This window comes from Sporolactobacillus shoreae, from assembly GCF_004684935.1.
Lineage (GTDB): Bacteria > Bacillota > Bacilli > Bacillales > Sporolactobacillaceae > Sporolactobacillus > Sporolactobacillus shoreae.
The window spans coordinates 24037-46084 of the sequence record NZ_SRJD01000023.1 but is presented as its reverse complement, the minus strand read 5'-3'; the positions used below and the strand labels follow the sequence as shown (position 1 = coordinate 46084).

Annotated in this window: 21 protein-coding genes, 1 rRNA gene and 2 pseudogenes; all 24 read right to left on the bottom strand. The window is 48.2% G+C overall.

Going from position 1 to position 22048, the window contains the following annotated elements; genetic code table 11:
* Positions 1–127: ribosomal RNA gene (locus tag E4665_RS15280) — 16S ribosomal RNA — on the bottom strand; the annotation flags it as partial.
* Positions 128–546: 419 nt separating this feature from the next.
* Positions 547–2043: a lysine--tRNA ligase gene (gene lysS, locus E4665_RS15275; RefSeq protein ID WP_135349665.1), complete on the bottom strand. Its 1497-nt coding sequence runs from the start codon at positions 2041–2043 to the stop codon at positions 547–549.
* A 222-nt stretch (positions 2044–2265) separates the two neighbouring features.
* Positions 2266–3264: a tRNA dihydrouridine synthase DusB gene (gene dusB / locus E4665_RS15270; protein WP_135349664.1), complete on the bottom strand. Its 999-nt coding sequence runs from the start codon at positions 3262–3264 to the stop codon at positions 2266–2268.
* 67 nt (positions 3265–3331) lie between these two features.
* Positions 3332–3535 carry a helix-turn-helix domain-containing protein gene (locus E4665_RS15265; protein WP_135349663.1) on the bottom strand — a complete coding sequence of 68 codons (204 nt, stop codon included), beginning with the start codon at positions 3533–3535 and terminating at the stop codon, positions 3332–3334.
* A pseudogene (gene folK / locus E4665_RS18890) lies at positions 3487–3987 on the bottom strand (2-amino-4-hydroxy-6-hydroxymethyldihydropteridine diphosphokinase); the annotation flags it as partial. The gene E4665_RS15265 and the pseudogene folK, both read right to left, overlap by 49 nt.
* A 21-nt stretch (positions 3988–4008) precedes the next feature.
* Positions 4009–4374 (bottom strand): annotated as a pseudogene (gene folB / locus E4665_RS18885) (dihydroneopterin aldolase); the annotation flags it as partial.
* Complete coding sequence (gene folP / locus E4665_RS15255; RefSeq protein ID WP_135349669.1) at positions 4358–5131, bottom strand: dihydropteroate synthase; 774 nt, start codon at positions 5129–5131, stop codon at positions 4358–4360. The pseudogene folB and the gene folP, both read right to left, overlap by 17 nt.
* 264 nt (positions 5132–5395) lie before the next feature.
* Positions 5396–6316: a cysteine synthase A gene (gene cysK / locus E4665_RS15250; protein WP_135349661.1), complete on the bottom strand. Its 921-nt coding sequence runs from the start codon at positions 6314–6316 to the stop codon at positions 5396–5398.
* A 128-nt stretch (positions 6317–6444) separates the two neighbouring features.
* Positions 6445–7314 carry an Hsp33 family molecular chaperone HslO gene (hslO, locus tag E4665_RS15245; RefSeq protein WP_135349660.1) on the bottom strand — a complete coding sequence of 290 codons (870 nt, stop codon included), beginning with the start codon at positions 7312–7314 and terminating at the stop codon, positions 6445–6447.
* Positions 7315–7446: 132 nt separating this feature from the next.
* Positions 7447–8217 (bottom strand): type III pantothenate kinase, encoded by a 771-nt coding sequence (locus tag E4665_RS15240; RefSeq protein ID WP_135349659.1) that lies wholly within the window; start codon positions 8215–8217, stop codon positions 7447–7449.
* Positions 8218–8299: 82 nt separating this feature from the next.
* Positions 8300–10336: an ATP-dependent zinc metalloprotease FtsH gene (ftsH, locus tag E4665_RS15235; protein ID WP_135349658.1), complete on the bottom strand. Its 2037-nt coding sequence runs from the start codon at positions 10334–10336 to the stop codon at positions 8300–8302.
* Positions 10337–10435: 99 nt separating this feature from the next.
* Positions 10436–10975, bottom strand: coding sequence for a hypoxanthine phosphoribosyltransferase (gene hpt, locus E4665_RS15230; protein WP_135349657.1), 540 nt, complete (start codon positions 10973–10975; stop codon positions 10436–10438).
* Complete coding sequence (tilS, locus tag E4665_RS15225) at positions 10972–12402, bottom strand: tRNA lysidine(34) synthetase TilS (protein ID WP_135349656.1); 1431 nt, start codon at positions 12400–12402, stop codon at positions 10972–10974. Before tilS ends, hpt begins: the two co-directional genes overlap by 4 nt.
* Before the next feature lie 178 nt (positions 12403–12580).
* Entirely contained in the window at positions 12581–13513 is a 933-nt protein-coding gene (locus E4665_RS15220) for a serine/threonine protein kinase (protein WP_135349655.1), read from the bottom strand.
* The gene (locus E4665_RS15215) at positions 13494–14228 is read right to left on the bottom strand and encodes a VWA domain-containing protein (RefSeq protein ID WP_135349654.1); all 735 of its coding nucleotides are present in this window, start codon (positions 14226–14228) and stop codon (positions 13494–13496) included. Before E4665_RS15215 ends, E4665_RS15220 begins: the two co-directional genes overlap by 20 nt.
* A gap of 81 nt (positions 14229–14309) precedes the next feature.
* Positions 14310–16799: a stage II sporulation protein E gene (gene spoIIE, locus E4665_RS15210; RefSeq protein ID WP_241654898.1), complete on the bottom strand. Its 2490-nt coding sequence runs from the start codon at positions 16797–16799 to the stop codon at positions 14310–14312.
* Between the two features lie 291 nt (positions 16800–17090).
* Positions 17091–17558 (bottom strand): S1 domain-containing RNA-binding protein, encoded by a 468-nt coding sequence (locus E4665_RS15205; RefSeq protein WP_135349653.1) that lies wholly within the window; start codon positions 17556–17558, stop codon positions 17091–17093.
* Between the two features lie 67 nt (positions 17559–17625).
* Complete coding sequence (locus E4665_RS15200) at positions 17626–18006, bottom strand: FtsB family cell division protein (RefSeq protein WP_135349652.1); 381 nt, start codon at positions 18004–18006, stop codon at positions 17626–17628.
* Between the two features lie 10 nt (positions 18007–18016).
* Entirely contained in the window at positions 18017–18595 is a 579-nt protein-coding gene (yabQ, locus tag E4665_RS15195; protein ID WP_135349651.1) for a spore cortex biosynthesis protein YabQ, read from the bottom strand.
* A complete protein-coding gene (gene yabP, locus E4665_RS15190) occupies positions 18592–18900 on the bottom strand; it encodes a sporulation protein YabP (protein WP_135349650.1) in 309 nt (102 codons plus the stop codon). Before yabP ends, yabQ begins: the two co-directional genes overlap by 4 nt.
* A gap of 71 nt (positions 18901–18971) precedes the next feature.
* The gene (locus E4665_RS15185; protein ID WP_135349649.1) at positions 18972–19235 is read right to left on the bottom strand and encodes an RNA-binding S4 domain-containing protein; all 264 of its coding nucleotides are present in this window, start codon (positions 19233–19235) and stop codon (positions 18972–18974) included.
* Positions 19232–19507 carry an HU family DNA-binding protein gene (locus E4665_RS15180; protein ID WP_135349648.1) on the bottom strand — a complete coding sequence of 92 codons (276 nt, stop codon included), beginning with the start codon at positions 19505–19507 and terminating at the stop codon, positions 19232–19234. Before E4665_RS15180 ends, E4665_RS15185 begins: the two co-directional genes overlap by 4 nt.
* A 144-nt stretch (positions 19508–19651) precedes the next feature.
* Positions 19652–21241, bottom strand: coding sequence for a putative polysaccharide biosynthesis protein (locus tag E4665_RS15175; protein WP_135349647.1), 1590 nt, complete (start codon positions 21239–21241; stop codon positions 19652–19654).
* 180 nt (positions 21242–21421) lie between these two features.
* Positions 21422–21961 carry a stage V sporulation protein T gene (gene spoVT / locus E4665_RS15170; protein ID WP_135349646.1) on the bottom strand — a complete coding sequence of 180 codons (540 nt, stop codon included), beginning with the start codon at positions 21959–21961 and terminating at the stop codon, positions 21422–21424.
* Positions 21962–22048: the final 87 nt, after the last annotated feature.

Sequence of the window (22048 nt, the reverse complement as noted above, 5' to 3'; positions counted from 1 at the left end):
TTGCCCACGTGTTACTCACCCATCCGCCGCTCACTTCCGGGAGCAAGCTCCCTTCTGTGCGCTCGACTTGCATGTATTAGGCACGCCGCCAGCGTTCGTCCTGAGCCAGGATCAAACTCTCCAAAAAATAGTGCATCGGAAACCGCAGCTTCCGTTTGTTTCTTCTTCGTTCATTCGATCCTCAGCAAAATTGAATTGACATAAGGGGTTTACCCTTTACATCACGCTTGGCTTTTGTTCAGTTTTCAAGGAACATTCCGTGTCGCCTCTCTGAGCGACCTGTCTATTCTACCAACAAAAAAATGCTTTGTCAACAAGAAATTAACAACAGGCCTCTTAATCCATTGCCTGCTTCCTACAAAACTATAAAAAGACAGGCTCATCGGCAACAGTAAAATATTATCAGCATTCACCCATTTTGTCAACGGAGCGCAATGATATGGGAACGTTCTTCGTCAAACTGTTCATCGTGGCAGATTCGTAAAAGTAAAAAAGGAAGCTCATTCCTTCCCGCCGGAATGAGCTTCCTCAAACGCATAAATTTTTTTATTTGTCTTCCCGGTTGCGCATCTGAGGAAACAGCAGAACATCGCGAATGGAAGCCGAGTCCGTCAGAAGCATAATCAGACGATCAATACCGATGCCGAGGCCGCCAGTAGGGGGCATGCCATATTCCATCGCTTCAAGGAAATCTTCATCAATAATCTGTGCCTCATCATTCCCGGCTTCCCTTTCGCGCATCTGTTCTTCAAAACGTTCACGCTGGTCAATCGGGTCATTAAGTTCACTGAACGCATTCGCATGTTCCCGCCCGACAATGAACAGTTCAAAACGGTCACTGAAGCGATTGTCACTTGGGTCTTTTTTTGCTAGGGGTGAAATGACAACAGGATGTCCATAAATGAAGGTTGGCTGTACGAGTGTCTCTTCCACTTTTTGTTCAAAGAATTCATTGACAACATGTCCGTAAATCATGTCGTCTTTCACAGCCACACCATGATCCGCAGCCAGTTTCCGAGCCTCTTCGTCGGACATTTCAGGCCACAGATCCACGCCAGTGACTTCCTTGATGGCGTCAACCATATGAATCCTGCGCCAGCTTGGTTTCAGATCTACTTTTTTGTCTTCATACGTAATCTCCGTTGTACCAAGAACCTTTTCAGCCACCGATGAAATTAAATTCTCTGTCAGAGACATAATGTCCCGCAGATCATCATATGCTGCATAGAGTTCGAGCATCGTGAACTCCGGATTGTGCTTCGTATCAATTCCTTCATTACGGTAAACACGGCCGATCTCATAGACTTTTTCAAATCCGCCAATAATTAACCGTTTCAGATGAAGCTCAATCGCGATCCTCATATAAAGGTCCATATTCAAGGCATTATGATGTGTAATAAACGGACGCGCCGCGGCGCCACCCGGAATGGAATGCATCGTCGGCGTTTCTACTTCCAGATAGCTCTCGCCGTCAAGGTAATCACGGATTGTCTGCACAATCTTGCTGCGCAAGATAAATGTCTTCCTGACCTCCGGATTAACAATCAGATCCAGATATCTCTGGCGATAGCGCTGTTCCACATCTTTAAGCCCATGGAACTTGTCCGGCAACGGACGCATTGCTTTTGAGAGGATGTTGAATTTGGTCACTTTTATCGAGAGTTCCCCGACATGCGTTTTAAACACAGTGCCCTCTACGCCGACAAAATCACCGATATCGATACGTTTGAAGATCTCGTATTCCTCATCACCAACATTGTCTTTTCTGACATAAAGTTGAATTCTTCCGTTGAAATCCTGAATATCCGCAAATCCTGCTTTGCCCTTGCGCCTTTTTGCCATCAGACGGCCTGCCATGACAACAGGCACAGGTTTTTCCTCAAGTTCTTCCTCGGTCAGCGAGCTGTAAAGTGTACGGATTTTTTCTGTATCATGGGTACGTTCATAACGGGCGCCGAAGGGATTGATCCCTTGTTCCCTTAGTTCCTTCAACTTCTCACGTCTTGCCTGAAGCTGATCGGTCAGATCTACTTCCTGACTCATGTGCTTTCCAACCTCCAGTCATTATTCCGCCGCGCCGCAGCCTCACCAGCCCACGCGGTTTCCTTCAACAATGCGGCTGGCGCGAAGCCGGCCGCAGCAAACTTTTCTTTATTCAAAAAGTCCATTTGTCGTATGCACGATCTGCAATCATAAATAAAACTGCCAGTAATACCACCGGCAGTTTAATATCTATCAAAATTATAGAGAATTTCAGAAATACTGTCAACTTTGTCCCGCCGGTACCAGATCCTGTTCGGAAGCCCGGGCATAATCTTTCAGCAACTCGCGCAGCTGACCGGCATCCTCACATATGTTGATCTTCTTTCGGATTTCATTGCCCCCACGCAGACCTTTCACATACCAGGCGGCATGCTTTCTCATTTCGAAAACTGCGAGGTGCTCGCCCTTGAGTTTAATCAGCTGGTCAAAATGAAAAAGGCAGACATCTACTTTTTCCTTTGCAGTTGGTTCAGGGCACAGAACCCCGTTTTCAAGATACTTAACCGTTCGGTAAAGCATCCACGGGTTGCCCAGCGCCCCGCGTCCGATCATCACACCGTCTGCCCCGGTTGTTTCCAGCATCCGCTTCGCATCCTGAGGGGTACGGACATCACCGTTTCCAATCACCGGTATGCCGACAGATTCCTTTACCTGACGGATAATATCCCAATCGGCATTTCCTTCATACATCTGGACTCTCGTACGGCCGTGAAGAGCGACGGCCTGCCCGCCTGCCCTTTCAACCGCCTGGGCATTACGGATGGCAAAAATATGATCGTCATCCCAGCCCTTCCTCATCTTAACCGTCACCGGTTTGTCTACTGCATCGACAACGGCAGCAACCATTTCGTAAATCTTATCCGGATCCAGCAGCCACTTAGAACCAGCGTCGCATTTGGTCACTTTTGGAACCGGGCACCCCATGTTAATATCGATAATATCGGCGTTCGTATTTTTGTCGACATACTTTGCCGCCTCAACGAGCGTTTCTCTCGACCCGCCAAAAATCTGCAGGCTGAGTGGCTTCTCGCGATCATCAATATAAAGCATGTTCATCGTTCTTTTATTATGATGGATGATTCCACGATCAGCCACCATTTCGGCGCAGACTAGGCCTGCACCGAAACGTTTGGCAATCAGCCGGAATGCGGAGTTACAGACACCGGCCATTGGCGCGAGAATCACCCTGTTTTTCAGTTCGACAGGACCTATTTTCAGCATGAGATCACCTCAATCATTTGATTCATCTATCTTTAGAGACAGGGATCTGCTCATGGAGATAACCCTGTTATAAGTTTTTCATTTCATTGACAGATATGCTTAATGTATCACAAATTTTCTCAACAAGCTCTCTTGAGGGTTCACGGTTCTCTCTCTCAATCTCTCCGAGAAGGGTCAGGGAGATGCCCAGCTTCCCAGCCAGTTCAATTTGAGTGTAGCCCTTCAGTTTTCGAAAAGCCCGAATTTTCCTTCCCCATTGTTCTTTCTCCATATTCTAACTCCCTCTTTATCATTAAGCCCTTGCCAAAGTTCAATCACCGAACGATTGATACCTGGAACAACAACGTGCGGAGCAATATCGGCAAGAGGTTTCAGAACAAATGCGCGGCGCTTGATTTCCGGATGCGGCAATGAGAGTTTTTCCGTATTAATTTTATAGTGGTCAAAAAGCAGTATATCGAGATCAATGGTCCTTGGACCCCAATGAACGTCCCGCTTCCTCATCAGTCCCTGCTCAATGCGGCGTATTTCATCAAGCAATGCCTCTGGCGGAAGCAATGTTTCAATTTGGACGGCCATATTTAAAAAATTGTTTTGTTCGATCGGTCCGTAGGGATCCGTTTCATAGATGGATGAGCAGCGGCTTACTTTTGTGTTCTTTGTGGTATTCAGTGCTTCAAGTGCCTTTTTCAAAAAGCCTTCACGGTCGTCAATGTTTGAACCAAGTCCGAGATAGGACGTAGAGCGTTTCCTTTCAATTTCAACAGCGACCGATTCGTAATGCCCCGCAATCGGCGGATCCGGCTTGATCACCCGGATCCGGCACGATGCGGCCTGAGAATAAGTGTTGAGCAGCTCTTCGGCAATGCGTTCAGCGACTGCTTCAATAAGCTTGAAGACAGGGCCTTCGACAATATCCCTGACTAAGCCATAAACTTCGGCATAATTGATCGTCTGCTCAAGACTGTCTGAGGCGCCGGCTGCATAAAGGTCCGCCTCAAGTTCCGCATCAACCAGAAAGCGCTGACCAATTTTATTTTCCTCTGGCAGAGCTCCGTGATAGCCATAAAAGCTCATTTGGGACAAAATGATTTTATCGGTCACTGCCATCCTCCTGCAGCATCGTGTCCATCATCCTGGCCATCTGAGCGATCGGCTTCACGTCATGGACCCGCATAATCTGGCATCCCTTCGCAATGCCCAGACAAACCGTCGCACCTGTTCCTTCCACGCGGCGGTCAACAGTCACATTTAGAGTTTTACCAATAAATCCCTTTCTTGATGTCCCCAGTAGAATTGGGTAGCCAAGTTCATGAAAATCTTCGAGATGATTCATGACGATCAAATTCTGCCGGTAATCCTTGGCAAATCCAATCCCGGGATCGAGAATGATACTTTCAGGCGCAACGCCAGCTTCCAATGCCAGATTAATGCTGACGCGCAGGTCTGTCTTCATGTCCTCAACGATATCCTGATAGAGATTGTTGTCCCGATTGTGCATCAGAATAATCGGCACGTTATATTCCGCTGCTGTGCGGGCCATCTCCCGATCCGCCTTCGCACCCCACACGTCATTGATGATGTCGGCGCCCGCGTCAAGCGCCCGGCGGGCCGTTTCCGCTTTATAAGTATCAATCGAGATCGGAATATCCGTATGCTTTCTTATCGCCCGAATCATCGGCACAACGCGTTCAATTTCATCTTCCGCCGGCAGCGGCGTGTAACCCGGGCGTGTGGATTCACCACCGACATCGATGATATCCGCGCCGTCACGCTCCAGTTCGAGCGCGTGTTCCACCGCGCGGTCAATCTGGTCAAATTTCCCGCCATCTGAAAAAGAGTCAGGTGTCACATTTAAAATCCCCATGATCGCCGTTTTTTTCTGATAATCGATTACTTTTTTACCCGCCTTCAACAGATGAATGGGCGAAACCTTAAATGTACATACCGGCAATTCGTATCCTCCCCAACCATGCTCATACACTTTTTTACTATAAAAACAGTATATCACAGCATTCCTTTACACTCAGCGGTAAATGAGCTGATGTCCCCATCACCCCTTATGAATACAAAAAAGATCCGGTAACCCGGATCCCCTTCCTAATCAAGCATACGATATCTGAACAGCTGTTTAATCTTCTGCCTGATAGAGCGGTGTGCTCAAATATCGTTCTCCGTTATCCGGCACGATTACAACAACTTTTTTCCCTCTTCCCAGTTCTTTTGCAACCTGCACGCCGGCATAGATAGCGGCCCCTCCGGAAATACCGGATAAAATGCCTTCTTTTTTCCCAGCGAGACGGGCATATTCAAACGCCTGCTCATTCGATACGTCAATGACTTCATCGAATATTTCAGTATCCAGTGTATCCGGTATGAAACCGGTCCCGATTCCCTGAATCTTGTGCGGACCGCCTTTCCCACCATTCAGCACAGGCGAATCTTTGGGTTCAACCGCGACAACCTTAATTTCTTTAAAATGTTCTTTAAGCGCTTTTCCGGCACCGCTTAAAGTGCCGCCGGTGCCTACACCAGCCACAAAAGCATCCAGAGAATCAAAAGCCGCCGCAATTTCTTTTCCTGTGGTCAAGTAATGAACGCGTGGATTAGCCGGATTTTTAAACTGCTGAGGCAGAAAATAGCCTTTTTCTTTCGCCAGTTCCTGAGCTTTGGCAATTGATCCCTTGATCGCCTGAGCGCCCGGAGTCAGAATGACTTCCGCGCCATATGCTTTGAAAAGCTTGCGTCGTTCAATACTCATCGTCTCGGGCATGACAAGAATCGCTTTGTAGCCCTTGACAGCCGCGACAAGCGCCAGGCCGATACCCGTGTTTCCGCTGGTCGGCTCAATGATCGTATCGTTCGGCTTCAGTTTGCCTTCTTTTTCAGCAGCCTCAATCATGGCCAAGGCAATTCTGTCTTTGACACTGCTGCCGGGATTGAAGTATTCGAGTTTTGCATAAAGTTCCGCGTCGTCTTCCCCCGTCAGGTGATTCAAACGAACAATCGGTGTATTTCCAATCAATTCAGTTACTGAGTTTGCAATCGTCATCTGCGCTCTCTCCTTTTATTAAAAATCCGTAGTAATCACGTATGTTTTATTTATTATGTTATCAACATTCAATTCTTGCGTCAATTATAACGGATGGCGACTAAGAAGAAATTACACGGCGATTGATTTTAATGAAGCATAGCTTCCAGATCCGCCTCAGTAAAATGATAATTATTTTTGCAAAAACGGCATGTGGCATCTGCGCCATGATCCTCTTCAATCATTGTCTGGATTTCGGAAGCGCCCAGTCTGGCAATAGACTGTCCGAATTTCTCCTTTGAACAGGTACAACGAAACCGGACCGGCTCTTTCTCAAGAATGTGATAATTGTGATCCGGGAACAGATCGTCCAGAAGATCGTCTGCCGTGCGCCCCTCATCAATCAATCTGGAAATGGGCGGAATTTCGCTCAGACGCTGCTCCACCCTAGTAATGACAGACTCTTCCGCACCAGGAAGAACCTGTATCAAAAATCCGCCCGAAGCCTTGACAGAGTGATCAGGATTAACCAGCACACCCACTCCGACGGCTGAAGGGATTTGCTCTGATTTTACAAAATAATAGGTAAAATCATCCCCGATCTCGCCGGAAACGATCGGTACGCGGCCTGTAAAGTTTTCTCTCAGGCCCAGGTCTTTGACAACGCTCAGAAATCCATCCGAGCCTACAGCCCTCGCAACGTCAAGTTTGCCTTTCTGATTCAATTCAAAGTGGACTTCAGGATTCGTGACATAGCCGCGCACATTGCCTTTCGTGTCAGCATCAGCCACGATGGCTCCAATCGGTCCCCCGCCCTGCAGAGTGACGGTAATCGTTTCATCACCCTTCATCTGAGCTCCCATCATCATCGTTGCTGTCATTGTCCTGCCGATTGCAGCCGTCGCTGTCGGCCAGGTGCCATGCCTTCGCTGAGCCTCACTCACCGTATCTGTCGTTACCGTTGCAATGACTCTCAATGTATCGTTACAGGCAAGGGCCCTTATGAAATAATCGCTCATTCGCCGTCCTCTTTTCTTTTTTTTGGCTAAGTTTAAATTCAATGTTGTTTTTGCCCCTCCGTTGATTGGAGCGGAAGGCGAACGCCTGGAGCGAAAAACAACAGACACGTTTAACAAAGCCTTTTTAGCTGATCACAAATGCTGATTCCGCTTATATATCAGGTACAACCCCTTCAGCGTCAGCAGTTTGTCGACATGGTCAATAATATCTGTTTCATTGGAAATCAATGTGCACAAACCGCCCGTAGCCACAACTTCAGTCTTTGATCCGGACTGCTTCTTCATACGTGATACAATACCTTCGACCTGGCCGACATATCCGAAAAGTACGCCCGACTGCATGGCATGAATCGTATTTCTCCCAACAATATGAGGTGGTTTGGCAATTTCAATCCTCGGGAGTTTTGACGCTTTTTCATACAGTGCCTCAGTAGAGATATTGATACCAGGAGCAATAGCTCCACCGACATAGTTGGATTCCTTATCAATGTATGAATAGGTGGTCGCGGTTCCGAAATCAATCACAATAATCGGTGCCTGATAATCATGAATGGCGGCGACCGCATTCACAATGAGATCGGCACCAATTTCTTTTGGATTATCATATTTCAGATTCAGCCCGGTTTTGATACCTGGCCCGACTACGAGCGGACTCAGGTGAAAGTATTTCTCGCACATCCGCTCCAGGGCAAAAAGGATCGAAGGGACGACCGTGGATATCGCCGCGCCGCTGAAATCGCTGAAAGACAGACCCCTGTACTGAAACAGGTTATTCACAACCATCGCAAATTCATCTTCAGTTTTTTCACGGTCTGTGGAGATTCTCCAGTGATGGACAAGTTTTCCATCGCTAAAAGCTCCAAGGACAATATTCGTATTTCCGACATCGCATACAAAAATCAAATCCGGCACCTCCACCTAAAAAGAGGCACCTCCGAATTGGAAATGCCCCTTTCATCATTTCATAAAAAATGTGTTGAATCAATTAAAGCTTTTTGTCATCCGAAGCGTTATCTTCCGGATGGTTATCTCCGTCTGTTTTCGGTTCCACGCTGCTGTCCTTCGGGAGAATGTTAATCTTGACATCGGTCTTTGCATCAGAGTCAGTATTCGCCGGTGATTCAGAAGAAGCTCTGTTATTCTGCTCTTCTTTCTGATCACCGTCTTGGTGACCATAACGGTTTTTACTTGGCTCAATGTATTCTCCGGTTTCATACAATGACTTGATCTGGCCTTCATCCAGCGTTTCAACCTTCAGAAGTGTCTGCGCAATCAGTTCCAGCTTGTCACGGTGCTCAGTCAGCAATTTCTTGCAGCGGTCATGCTGCTCTCTGACGATCTTCTGAACTTCGGAATCGATTTCGAAAGCAACCGTATCACTGTAGTTTTGATCATTTTGGATATCACGACCCAGGAAGACCTGGCCGCTGTCATTATTACCGTATTGGATCGGTCCAAGCTTCTCGCTCATGCCGAATTCAGTAACCATTCTTCTGGCAATATTCGTCACGCGCTGCAAGTCATTGCTTGCTCCTGTTGATATCTCCCCGAAAATCACTTCTTCGGCAACGCGGCCGCCAAGCAGCCCGCAGATCTTTTCCTCAAGTTCAGGTTTAGTCATCATGCCACGGTCTTCCTTGGGCAGAGAGACGGTATAACCTCCGGCTTGTCCGCGGGGAATGACCGTCACCTTATGAACTTCATCGGCACCGTTCAGAGCCAGACCGACAATCGTATGGCCGGATTCATGATAAGCAACAATATTCTGTTCTTTTTTCGAGATGACACGCGATTTTTTGGCAACACCGGCGATGACACGTTCAACCGCTTCATCAATGTCATCCATAGTGATCACCTTTTTGTTTGCACGGGCAGCGACGAGAGCCGCTTCATTGAGCAAATTCTCTAGATCGGCGCCTGAGAATCCGGGTGTCAGTTTCGCAACCGTTTTAAGATCAATATTTTTTGCCAGCGGCTTATTCCGAGCATGAACACGGAGCACAGCCTCGCGGCCAATAAGATCTGGACGGTTGACCGGGATCTGCCGGTCAAAACGACCCGGACGCAGCAGCGCCGGATCAAGAATATCCGGACGGTTCGTGGCTGCGATAATGATAATGCCTTCGTTGGCACCGAAACCGTCCATCTCGACCAGCAATTGGTTCAAGGTCTGTTCCCGTTCGTCATGGCCGCCTCCAAGTCCGGCACCACGCTGACGGCCGACCGCATCAATTTCATCGATGAAAATGATACACGGCGAATTCTTCTTTGCCTGATCGAAAAGATCGCGGACACGTGAAGCGCCGACTCCGACAAACATTTCAACAAAATCGGAACCGCTGATGGAAAAGAACGGGACACCCGCTTCTCCGGCAACCGCGCGTGCGAGCAAAGTTTTACCGGTACCCGGAGGTCCCTCAAGCAGAACCCCCTTCGGAATTCTGGCACCGAGAGCGACAAACTTCCTCGGGTCTTTCAGGAAATCAACAATTTCCACCAGTTCCTGCTTTTCTTCATCCGCGCCAGCGACATCTTTAAATGTAACCTTCTTCTTATCCTCTGAATAAAGTTTCGCTTTGCTTTTTCCAAAATTCATCACACGGCCGCCGCCGCCCTGCGCCTGATTCAGTAGGAAGAAAATCAGAAAGAAAATAATAGCAAACGGAATCAGCGAAGTAAGGAATGTGATCCATCCGCTTGTACGTTCGGCAGGCTTGACGTCAAGGTTCAGCTTATGGTTTACCATATCTGTGACCTGACCGACTGCCTTTTCACTTGCCGGAATATACGCTTTAAATGTTGTATTGGCATCATAACTCTTCAGTCGTCCGGTAACAGCATAAACACTGCCCTCCGGTTGCAGAGTGGCGCTCTCCACATTCCCGTCACTCAGATTTTTCTCAAAGGCGGCATAGGTCAACGGCTTGACGCTTTTGTTGTTATCAGTCAGCCAGGTGACAATGCCTATAATGACAACAAAAATAAACAAATATATGATGATATTCTTAAATAGTCGATTCATGCCTTACCTCCTCCCACTTTAAACAAGCCATATTTTATAGTACCACATGCGGCTGGACAGCCTCAAGAAAATAGGCTGCCGACTGTCCTATCAGTTAAATCATTTATAGATTTCCGGTTTTAAAATACCAACAAACGGAAGATTCCTGTATCTTTCAGCATAATCAAGCCCGTAGCCGACAAGAAATGCATCAGGAACATTGAAACCAGTCATATCCGGGATCACAGAGCTCTTTTTCCGGCCCGACGGTTTATTCAGAAGCGTGACAATTTTGATTGACTTCGCCTTTCTCGTTTTAAAAAGGTCTACTAAATAACTCAGGGTCAGACCGCTGTCAATAATATCCTCGACAATCAGGATATCCCTGCCTTCCACGGAGGTATCAAGATCCTTCACTATTTTTACTTCACCAGATGAGACAGTGGAATTCCCATAACTTGAGACATCCATGAAGTCGATTTCAATTGGAACACTGATCTGCTTGATCAGGTCTGCCATAAAGGGCAGCGCACCTTTCAACACACCCACAACAAGCGGAAAACGCCCTTCATACTCTTTAGAAAGTCTCTCTCCGAATTCATGAACTTTTTTCTGAATCTCTTCTTCCGTAATTAATATTTCCCTGACGTCACCCTTCATTCCTGAGTCCCTCCAAAATCATCAATCGGCGTGAATACCAGCTTAAGATATGTCCCTTTGCAATCCGTCATTCCCGGCGGAAAAGGCCGGGCTCTTCTGAGTAGGGGCAGCCAGAGTATTGTTCCCTTGCCGTCAACAACTACCGGCCATTGTCCACGCTTTTCACGGTCAATCTTCTCATTGATAAAAATCCGATGCACTTTCTGCGTATGGCTCATGCCGTTCGTTGTCATCCTGTCCCCGGTTTTCCAATTTCTGACCCTGAGCGGGGCCTGGAATTGCTGCGGATCAAGGATCAGGCAATTGCAGCCGGTGGCGGCCGGAAAATTACCTTCAAGGTATTCAGCGGTCATTTCCCCACTCGGCAGCGCCGTCACCCCGGGAACCTGCAGCACTTGCTCGTAGCTCCGGACTGAATCCCGGGATAAAAATCCGATGACGCACATATCATATGATTTTCTGGCTGCGAGTTTTTTAGGAAAAAAAGTACCGCCAGAAGCCCGGTCGGATCGCAAAAGCCGCATTAAATTTTCAATATGTATCGATTGATGCAAGGGCTTTATTTGTTGGTTCGTGTAAAGATAATTTAATATTAGATGAATAATCCTTCTTTGTAAAGGCGATGGAATCGATAATAAAGTGGAAATAGATAATTTTACCTGATCATCCGATTCTTCACGAATAACCGTTTTCAATTCTTTCTTTGCAAGCTGCAGAAGAAACATTTCATCCTCAGCAATCCGTTCACTTTCATACTGAAATTTAAGATGAACGGATGGATTCTCTTTTTTAAAAAAAGGAAGGATGTTTTTTCTGAACCGGTTGCGTGTATGTCTGTCCGAATCATTTGACGCATCATAGCGCGGTCTTATGCCCCTGACCGCACAATAAGCCTCAAGATCGCTCTTAGTCTGAGTCAAAAAAGGACGAATCAACTCGGCGCCTGCAAAAGGGCGGCGGACCGGGATACCGGATCGTGACATGCCGAAGCTCCCTCTCGCCTCACGCATCAACATGGTTTCGATCTGATCGTCGCCGTGATGCGCCAGAACTAATGCGTCTCCAGAAAATCGCCCGACTGCTTCTGCGAACGCCTGATAGCGAAGTTCGCGTGCGCCGACTTCGATGCTCATCTGCTTTTCTCTGCTGTACGCCCGCGCATCGACTGTCTTTCCGTAAAACGGCAGATCATTTTCTCGGCAGTATGTGGCAACGTATTCAAGATCCTGCCGGCTCTCTTCGCCCCTCAGCCCGTGATCCACCGAGCAGACGGCCAGCTTCAACTCCCATATGTCGCGCTTTTCGCGCAGAAAATCAATCAGGGCCATTGAATCGGCTCCCCCACTGACTCCGGCGACAAGTCGCATACCAGATGTAATCAGTTGATGTTCCGTAATAAATTGTGTCACCCGTTCTTCAAAATTCATCGCACTGCTGCTCCCTATGAAACTTCCGCTTTTCTCCCCCGTTCCGGATCTAGAAGATCAGCAAATTTCGGTCGGGGACACCGGTAAAGTGGCAGGCCGCTGGATGAAAATAAATTCGGAACAGCACTGACTGGAGATCCATCTCCGGATGGCAGGAAGCTCTTTTGAAAGGTTATGATTACATAATATAGATCATTACAAAGATAACATAAACTCCCAATAACAGTGAAGCTGTCATCCATGCTTTCGCCCAATCTTTCTTGGCACTGCGCCGATTTTTCTTTTTGGGACGAATGGCTTTCACCGTGTTTTGTCTTTCCATGAGCCGTGAAAGAAGATCGCGACGCATTTGATCGGCTGACGTATATCTGCCTGTCAGAGCCCCCGCCACTATTTCCCGGTAGGGCGCAAGCTGCGGTTTTGTCCTGCAGATGTGAAGCAGCTGTTCCTCGGGATGCGCGGATTTTTCAAACCGGCGTCCTGAAGCAGCATAGAGCATAATCATGCCGCATGCAAATAAATCGTAACCCGGTTCAGCTTTACGGGTGCCGAGGCCCCAATAACCACGATCATAAAATTCCGTATATTCTCTGATTGACCTTCCGAGACGAGTCGCCCCACCGAAATCAAGGCAGCGGACGTGGTGGCCAGGATCCATAAGCATCAGATTTTCAGGCTTGAGATCACCAAAGGCGTAACCTATACGATGAAGATTCTGCAGGTGTCTCAGTAACTGTACAAGAAAAACAGCGATCCAGTCAAAAGATTGTGTTGGCAATGCCTCATTCAAAGCCGTGCCCCGTAAATATTCCATCACACTGAAAGCAATCAATCTTCCTCCTTCCTGCCAGTCGTCTGTATCGTATAGATAGGGTCCGAGTAGATCCGCCCCAAGCTGATTAAACTCTTTAAGCACATTCATTTCCGAAATCAGCGAGGCACGGTCTTTCGCCACTTTGACGGCTACTGTTCGCTGATCCGCATGTGCGAGATAGACAGTGCCTTGCGCGCCGCTTCCTAGTTTCCTGATAATCTGATAATGCTTTCCATGCCATTTTCCTTTCAGAACAGTTCCCGGAAGAATAGAAACATCATCTTGGCCCGTCATCATAAGCTTCATCTTCGAAGATCATACTTCTTTTTGAAAGCATTCCGAAACTTTTTGCCGCTTCTCTGATCGCCGGGCCGGTCGGTGTGACCCCATGTGTGTCGATTTTCGCAAATGTTTTTTCAATATTTTCCAGATTGGGTGTCCATCCTATGACTTTATGAACCGGTTTTCTTTTCCCGGGAAATAAATAAAGGCAGAACTGATTGCTCCCCATCCGTGCCGACAGACTTAGTGAGAGATCTGTCAACGCTTCACGGACTGTCGGTAGTTTCGCTTTCATGCTCGCACTTGTGTCCACAAGAATGCACACATTCAAATCCACCGTTTCACCCAGCTCATCAATGACTTCCATAACTTTGCCTTGCTTTTCAGGAGGCAAATCTTCCACAGTGCCCGTTTCCCCAAGAATGTCCTGAAGCTCCTGATTGATGACCCCTTTGATCGTCTGCGTCATCGCCTGTTTCGTCACCATCTGAACCGTTTGCGCCAGCTGCTTCGTCTGAACGATCTGGCTGATTCCTCCACCGGCACGCGCAATATCCTCCACTTCCATGAGCCCTCTGCTGTCTTCGGAATCGAAATGATCAAGAATACCAATTACATTTACTGTTATTCCCTGTTCCCTGGCCAGAGCGGCCATCGCTGACGGATCTTCACCCTGGTTGGAACATCCGTCAGTGATTAATAGAATTTGTTTCAGATTTCCTTTTTTCATGGCTTCTGCACTCCTTCCTGAATCTAGCATTATCATAGACAGGAAAGATTGTTTCTATACGGCCATGGTTCACGTTTTCTACTACTGTCCGACACGCTCTTCTCTTAAAAGTGGTATGCCCTTTTCGGTGCCCGTAGAAATCGAGGACCATTTGGGCATATGATGGCTGATTCTCGCCGCTATGACCGTCATGTCATCATTAATTTGCCCATCTGCCACCCTTATCACATCCTCAAGAAGTAAATCTGCTATGGCCTGAGGATCATCCGTCTGCATCTCCCTGATTTTTCTTTTCACCCAGACTTCCTTATTCTCAATATGCTTTTGTGCGTCAAAAATACCGTCGCTCATCATAATCAGCAGATCGCCCGACTTAAGCTGCTCCGTCCGGGCGTCCACATCAAATTCTTCAATCATGCCGATCGGCAGATTACCGGCGTCCAGCATAAGAACATGATTGCCCCGTTTAATAAAACTGGGATTGGAACCGATTTTCAGAAATTTGGACTGGGCATTCTGCAAATCAATCAATGCCAGGTCCAGTGTCGCAAAAATTTCTTCTGTCGAGCGGAGTGACAGAATAGAGTTAATCGATTTAATAGCAAGCGTTTCGTGAATGCCGGATTTCAGAACTTTGGCCAAGAGCTGGAGTGTTTCCTGACTTTCCGCACCCGCACGTTCCCCGTTTCCCATACCGTCACTGATCGCCAGAGCGTACTTTCCGGAACCGACATCAAACAGGGCAAAATTATCACCTGAGACGAATCCCCCTCCCCGCGCCGCTGTCGCCGCACCGGTTTCTATTTCAAAGGCTCGGGCCGACGTGAAGACCACCCGGCATGGCCCTCCTGAAAATTCGGAACGGCATCTTTTCTCGACAATAATAGCCTCGCCTAAAATATCGGACAACATCGGTGCGACCACTTTTTCACTGGCCTCATAATCATCCTGCGGCAGTATCATTTCAATGTCGACAGTACCGGACTCAAGGCTGTAAATTTCAACACTCTCCACCAGCACCCCCGCCCCATTCAACTTTGCAAGTATCAGATCCTCCTGCCAGTCGTGAAGTCCGCGCTCCCGCTTCATTTCACCCGCGAAATCCCGCATGACCTGTGAAACGCCATGAAGCTGATCAGCCACCAGTCTCCGGCTCTCCTTGACCTTCCGCATCATCCGCAGCCTCACTTCCTCCAGCCCCTGTTCCCGTGAAATCACATCCAGTGTCTTTTCAGACCGGCCGCAATGTTCCCGCCATTCACGTCGGAGTCTCGCATTCTGCTCCTTCCGCCCGGATCCGGACTCATCCCTGAGCTGAAGCATAAGCCGTCGAGTCAGTGCGGCATTTCGGACCCAGCAATACTCTTTCTTAAAGCAATTTCTGCAGGTTTTCTCCGTTACTTTGCTCAGAAAAAGATCTTCCTCATCGGAATCTTCCTCAATGGGGGGAGAAAAACTTTTTGAAAGCGTCTGAAAAAGGCTTGAAAATTGTTCGACCCGATTCACTGTGACATCTCTTAATTTCCGAATATATTGCTGCTGCTCTTTCTGATATTCCCTTGTTCCCGGAATATAAAAAGAAAGCCGTTCAATCAACCCTTTCGGCGTCGCCAGGAACAAAAGCACAGCGGTCATTGAATCGATGATTTCTCCGCTCAGATTTCTGTAACCGCCTCCATAAAGACCAATCAGAAGAGTAGCAATGACAAGCCCCGCCGAGACCCCCGCTTTGCCCGCTTCTTTCATCAGGCCTCCAAGTACACCTGAAAAGGCCAGAAGACTCATCTGATAGAGACTCGTTACGCTCGCCATGCCGATAACCAGTCCGATCACGACGCCAACCGTTGAACCGATGGCCGCCCCACCCGCCGAAGCAAAAAGTAGCACTGCGTAACGCGCGAGGACATGATCAATCGAAATGCCCAGCGTCGTCCAGCCTATGGTTCCTGCAAGAATTGCTGAGAGCAGAATGACAAAACAAATCATTTCTTCATTTTTAAAAAGCTTGCGGCTGACTCTGGCAGAGAGCAGAGGCATACTCTGCATAAAGATCAGCATCACCAGGAAGGCCAGTGCGGACTCTGCGGCAGCAGCAAGAACATCCGACCAAACCAGATTAAGCGTGAAGGCCGCCTGATAGAGTAGCCGGACGGTGAATCCGACAAGTAGGACGACAACCGGCAGCCATTTTTCTCCTTTACTTTTCATCAATGCCTGCAGCAGTTTCCAGACCGAGAGAAAGACTAGAAGAGCGATGATTGAATAAAAAGCCTGTCCGACAGATACGGTCAGCGCTCCAGCTACAGATGCGGCCGAAGCCCTCCATTTCTTCCTTCGGTTCAGCCAGAAAAGAGTGGCAAAGAAGGGCAGAACAAAGGGTGTAAGTGTGGAAAGAATTACTGCCCGTCCAAGCAAGAAACCTGCGATCAGGAAGAAAAAATCTGTGCGGAATAGAATCCTCAGAGTTATGGTACGGATTTTCCGCGTCAAACGGCGGATCCCCCGGACAGGCTGACTGTCCGAGACCTGTCCGGAAATGCTTTTTCCAAAACTGGCTGATCTTTGAATCATACCCTTCGCCACCCTCAGCTTAATATTGTATGATTCATTAAACCACATCAGTCGATCATAATTTGTCAGAAAAGCAGTGCCTGCGATAAAAAAAACTTCGACGGGATTCATTCGGGTTAGTCATGAAGCATGCGATCACACCGGAGCCGTGCCACCTTTCATTCATCACTGATCCGTTTCTGTGCGGAAAGCAGACGAAATATCTGTTTCCCTGCACAATAAAAGACACCCGGAATAAAAATCCGAATGCCCGATGTCTTAATATATGAAACGATTGGCGAATGGCCCGGGTTAACCTCTGCGTGCCCCGCGGCCGCCTCGTTTGGATTCAGTCTGGCGTTTAATTGTGGAAAGCCGATCTTCACTTTCCTTCAGATAGCGCGTGATCTTATCTTCAAAGCTTGGCGCATGCGCGAACCGCTTTCCGCCGCTTCTGGGAGCCCGCCCCGCGCCTCTGGGTCTGTCTGGTCTGTCAGACCTCTCAAACCTGTCAGGTCTATCGGGTCTGTCTGGTCTGTCAGGTTTATCGACAGCTTTGCGGATCGAAAGACCGATTTTTCCGTCAGGCGCAACCTGCAGCACTTTCACTGTGACTTCATCACCGATTGACAGAACGTCGTGAATGTCTTTAACGTACCGATCCGCAACCTCACTGATATGAACCAGCCCGGTTTTTCCATCGGGCAAATCAATGAAGGCTCCAAAGTTTGTGATTCCCGAAACTTTACCCTTCAGCTTGCTGCCTGCTTCAATTGACATAAAAAAAAGCTTCCTCCTAAAATGGTATCTCTCAATATTGTATTATACATAGCAAAAAAAGAGCCTGTCAATGTTCGCTTTTGCCTGATTTTGAAAAAATAATTTCACCCTTTTTTGACAGCAGATAGTCACGACGGACAATTTCGCCAATGTAATTGTTGTCATGTAAAAGCTGAATATGTTTTTTCAATTGCGCCGCATTTTGTTCAGAAGCACTGAGCTGTTTCTCAAGCACCGCTTTTTGCCCCAGTGCACTGTTCAGCTGATGGCCCTGCGATGCGAGTGATGACAGCATGAATGCGCAGACAGCGCCAACAATAACCGCGAAAGCGATCAGCCGCCTTATAAGCCCTCGCCGATGCTTCATCTTCCTTTTTCCCGCTATCTCCTGGGACTGAACATATTCAGTCCGAAGATGCATCACGCGCTGTTGCTCTGCCTGGCTCATGCCCATCCTCCTATCTGCGCCTCGTAATCACCGTCAGCCATTTCACGAACAGCCGACGCGCTCCGATCATCTTTTTTTCTAAGCCGGCCACCCATTTTCCAGGCAGAAACAACCGAAGCATCCACCAAAAAATTTTAAGCGGCAGGACGAGCAGAAACAATAAGATTTTCAGAATAGCGTTTACTGTCATTCTACACAATCTGTAGACGAGCTTCAATAGAAAATAGAGCGGATAAAGCAATAAAATAGTGACAGACTTTCCGATCAAACGTCCTAATTGGACAATGATCGCCAGAATGCCGTCGAACAAGTACAAAAAAGGCTTTTCCAGAATCCATTTATAGAAAGAAAAACCGAGAGCCACACCCAGGAATAGATAAAAACGCAGAACACCTTCGTTCAGCGGCAGGAGCAGGGCAAACAAGAGCAAAGCCTGAATGATCCAGAAAACAGGATCAGTCGCAAATAAGATCCAGCGTTTTTTTCCGTGCGGATGGATAAAGCGCTGATAAACGGAGAATGAAGCTCCGATCCACACACCCATTAACACCATCAGGCCAAGGGATCCGAATTGCTCGTTCAGCGTCATCGAAACAGTTTGCCGAAAAAGCCTTTGCTCGAGTCTCCGCCCGGCTCATCCAGATAGCTGATTTCAAGAATTTTTCCCTCAATCGCCACCATACCCTGCTCGACATTCAGATTTTGCATTTTCAAAGCAGATCCTTTGACCGCGAGAAAACCCATGACTGTCTCCAGCAGGAATTCTTCATGGTCGAAGCTCTCGACATGCTTGACTCCCGTTATTTCAATTGTTTTCCGGTTCTTTACCACAATATCGTGATTCTGCACCGGCTTGTCCTTATTAAGTGCCTGCGGTGGATAGTATTGGCTCATCGGACTCCCTCCTCTTTTCCATACCCTATGAGGAAGCTGTCCGATTTAGAACCCGGGCACCTGGCAAAAGATCAATCAGTCTTTGCTGTCTGCTCGCTGACCAGTTCGTACAGGGAATCGGCTTCTTCTTTCTTAACCGTTTCCTTCAGCAATGTTACTTTGACCGTCGTCTCTTTTTGCCCGAAATGAAGCGTCAGCACATCACCGGCGTTAATGTTGGAACTTGCCTTGCCTGGCTGTCCGTTAATGTCGACACGTCCCTGATCCGCAAGCTCTTTTGCGACGGTCCTACGTTTGATCAGCCGGGAAATTTTCAAAAATTTATCAAGCCTCATTTTTTCACAGCATCCTTTAATTTATTGCCCGCTCTAAACCCGGGAACTTTTGATGCCGGGATCGTGATGGCTGCGCCGGTCTGCGGATTGCGGCCCGTGCGGCTCGCCCTTTCCCTGACTTCAAAAGTGCCGAAACCGACAAACTGAACCTTTTCATTCCGGCTCAGAGCGGAAATGATTTCATCCAGAGTCCCGTTTACAATTTTCTCTGTTTCCTTTTTAGAAACGCCTGTCTGCTCTGCGACTTTCTGGATCAGTTCATATTTGTTCATCTTGTTGTTCCTCCGTTTATTTACAGACATGCAGCCGAATCATCAAGCATGCTCGCCCATTTTTCTTCATTTTATCATAACTGCGTCCGCGATCACAGTGATCTCTCCGGCCGCCGGACGCGTGTTTCATTAAGAACCTGCCGTTTATTTATCCTTCTGCTTCCTGATAAGAGATTGACGGCCAATAAACGGGAACTGTTGAAGATCCGCCGGACTGAAATAGCGGAAGACGAAAAGCAATGGGACAAACACGCAGCCCCCAATAAGAGCTCCTGACAGCGCGGTTACTGCGGACAGCGTTCTTGAAGGCGGAGCCCACTGTCCCGCCCACAGCCTCCATAAATATACAGCCAGTACCATGCCAAGAACCGCCGCGCAAAGCCTGGTTGCCTGACCGAGACGAATCGCACCAATCAGAGACTGGCGGCGCAAGGAACGAAAATTCAGCCAGGCCGTCAGTGCTGTAGCCAAAAGTGTTGCGGCCGCCGCTCCGTTAATCGAAAAATGAGGGATCAGAAGGTGATTGGCCCCCAGCTTAACCCCCGCTCCAATAGCAAGATAAATAAACGGCTGCCAGGGCCTCCCCGCGGCTTCGAGTATTCCGGATGCAGTCAGAATCAAAGAAAAGGTCAGCATCGTCAGAGCGACAATCGCAAACGCAAGGGAACCGTCCGCGTTACGGAACAGCATTGTGTTGACATCTGTGCTAATGGCTGCCAGGCCGACTGCCGCCGCAAGGCCAAAAGCAAGATTAATTCTCAGGGCTCTGGTTGCCTGACGCTGAATTTCAAGCTTCCTGCGCAGCGCGGTCAGTTTGGCTAGGCCGGGGACGATTGAGGCAGTCAGTGAGACAGCCGCAATCATTCCAAACTGGGTCAGCAGATAGGCGCGGTCATAGATTCCTTTTTCCGCCCGAGGGTCGGCAATATGTGCCTGTCCCAGAAGTGGAATCACTGTCAGCGAGTCAACAAACTGAAAGACGATAAGAGGCATGGCCAGAACCGAGAACAGACAACCGCTGATCAGCAGTTCTTTTATTAAGCGCCAATCCGCAGATTTTCGGGAAATTCGCATCCTCAGCGTATCTGTCTTTCGGGAGAAAAGCAAAAGGATAACAAGTGAAGCAACCGGCGCAATGGCCGAGCCGGCTGTGGCCGCCCCGCCAAACTGATAGGCTTCGCCATGGTGCAGGAAAAGATACCAGGAGGTTCCGAGGATCAGAGCCACCCGGACCACCTGTTCTCCAATCTGTGAGACAGCCGTGGGCAGCATGTTTTCATTTTTTCCTTGAAAGCTTCCCCGCAATGCGGCGATGAGCGGAACAAACAGATAAACAGCAGCGATCGTCCGGATCAGCGGCGCTAAATGGATGTCTCCCATGACATGCGTCAGCGGTGTGGCAAAAAGATAAAGGATAGTGAAAATCAATCCGCAAAGAATGGAAAGCGCAAACAGTGCGTTCCTCCGTATATCTTCCTCCTTACGGCCGTCACGGGTACCGCCCGCTTCGGCGATATATTTTGAAATAACGATCGGGAATCCTGTGCCTCCAAGTGCCACGGCGAGAGCATAAAAAGGATAGACCTGCTGGTAAACATAAAAACCAACATCCCCCGCAAAATTCTGATAGGGCATCCTGTAAACCGCGCTCATAATTTTGACGAGCACTGCAGCACCTGTCAGAATGGCCGCCCCCCGCCAGATCAGGCGGTTTTCTTTTTTTGTTTCCGGCACAGATAGCCCTCCACCTTTACCCTGAATTCTACAGTGGATTATAACATAAGATATTTCTTTTTATAGAATCATGGAAGAGTTTTATCTTGGGGAGAAAATCATTCCAGCAAAAAAGAGGCCGTTCTACGCCTCTTTTTTTGACACCATTATCCACATTTTGAAAATTTTAGGAGGCAGTCCTCAGTGCTCCATCTGCCTTCCAAGAAATCCTGCAGCGGTCTCAGCCAGCTTCATTTCAACATCACTCAGGGGATTTCTGTCTTTGTCAATCAGTATGACTGTGCCGATCGGATCGCCGCCAGCAATGATCGGCGCGATCACGTACGACCCTCCCGAGACGTCCTGCCCTTCAATCAGCGCATCGCCCCCCGAGTTCTGTTCCTTTAAAGTCTGGCGGAACTCCATTGCCTTTTCGGGAGCGGCCAAAATACGCTTCTCCAGAAAATCTTTTTTTGATCCACCGGCAACCGCAATAACAACATCCCGGTCACTGATAATCGCAAGTTTGCCTGAATTGTCTGCCAGGGATTCAGCGTACTCTTTCGCAAAATCACCGAGTTCACTTATCGGTGAATATTTTTTCAAAATAACTTCACCATCATGGTCAACAAAGATTTCCAGGGGATCTCCTTCCCGGATGCGCAGCGTGCGGCGTATTTCTTTAGGAATGACAACACGCCCGAGATCATCAATTCGGCGGACAATGCCAGTTGCTTTCATGTAAGGATATCCTCGCTTTCCATTATGGAGGCCATTCAGATCTTGACGGCCGGTGACAGCCTGTTCAATGAATGTGTACCTGATCTG

Coding starts and splice junctions, on each gene's coding strand:
- hpt (WP_135349657.1), bottom strand. CDS start 10,975: ATGAAGGGTGACGTCAGGGAAATATTAATTACGGAAGAAGAGATTCAG.
- E4665_RS15265 (WP_135349663.1), bottom strand. CDS start 3,535: ATGGAGAAAGAACAATGGGGAAGGAAAATTCGGGCTTTTCGAAAACTG.
- spoVT (WP_135349646.1), bottom strand. CDS start 21,961: ATGAAAGCAACTGGCATTGTCCGCCGAATTGATGATCTCGGGCGTGTT.
- cysK (WP_135349661.1), bottom strand. CDS start 6,316: ATGACGATTGCAAACTCAGTAACTGAATTGATTGGAAATACACCGATT.
- E4665_RS15215 (WP_135349654.1), bottom strand. CDS start 14,228: ATGAAAAAAGGAAATCTGAAACAAATTCTATTAATCACTGACGGATGT.
- E4665_RS15205 (WP_135349653.1), bottom strand. CDS start 17,558: ATGTCAATTGAAGCAGGCAGCAAGCTGAAGGGTAAAGTTTCGGGAATC.
- E4665_RS15180 (WP_135349648.1), bottom strand. CDS start 19,507: ATGAACAAATATGAACTGATCCAGAAAGTCGCAGAGCAGACAGGCGTT.
- dusB (WP_135349664.1), bottom strand. CDS start 3,264: ATGCTGAAAATAGGTCCTGTCGAACTGAAAAACAGGGTGATTCTCGCG.
- E4665_RS15220 (WP_135349655.1), bottom strand. CDS start 13,513: ATGATGACGGGCCAAGATGATGTTTCTATTCTTCCGGGAACTGTTCTG.
- lysS (WP_135349665.1), bottom strand. CDS start 2,043: ATGAGTCAGGAAGTAGATCTGACCGATCAGCTTCAGGCAAGACGTGAG.
- spoIIE (WP_241654898.1), bottom strand. CDS start 16,799: ATGATTCAAAGATCAGCCAGTTTTGGAAAAAGCATTTCCGGACAGGTC.
- tilS (WP_135349656.1), bottom strand. CDS start 12,402: ATGAATTTTGAAGAACGGGTGACACAATTTATTACGGAACATCAACTG.
- E4665_RS15185 (WP_135349649.1), bottom strand. CDS start 19,235: ATGAGGCTTGATAAATTTTTGAAAATTTCCCGGCTGATCAAACGTAGG.
- ftsH (WP_135349658.1), bottom strand. CDS start 10,336: ATGAATCGACTATTTAAGAATATCATCATATATTTGTTTATTTTTGTT.
- folP (WP_135349669.1), bottom strand. CDS start 5,131: ATGGGGATTTTAAATGTGACACCTGACTCTTTTTCAGATGGCGGGAAA.
- yabP (WP_135349650.1), bottom strand. CDS start 18,900: ATGAGCCAATACTATCCACCGCAGGCACTTAATAAGGACAAGCCGGTG.
- hslO (WP_135349660.1), bottom strand. CDS start 7,314: ATGAGCGATTATTTCATAAGGGCCCTTGCCTGTAACGATACATTGAGA.
- E4665_RS15200 (WP_135349652.1), bottom strand. CDS start 18,006: ATGAGCCAGGCAGAGCAACAGCGCGTGATGCATCTTCGGACTGAATAT.
- yabQ (WP_135349651.1), bottom strand. CDS start 18,595: ATGACGCTGAACGAGCAATTCGGATCCCTTGGCCTGATGGTGTTAATG.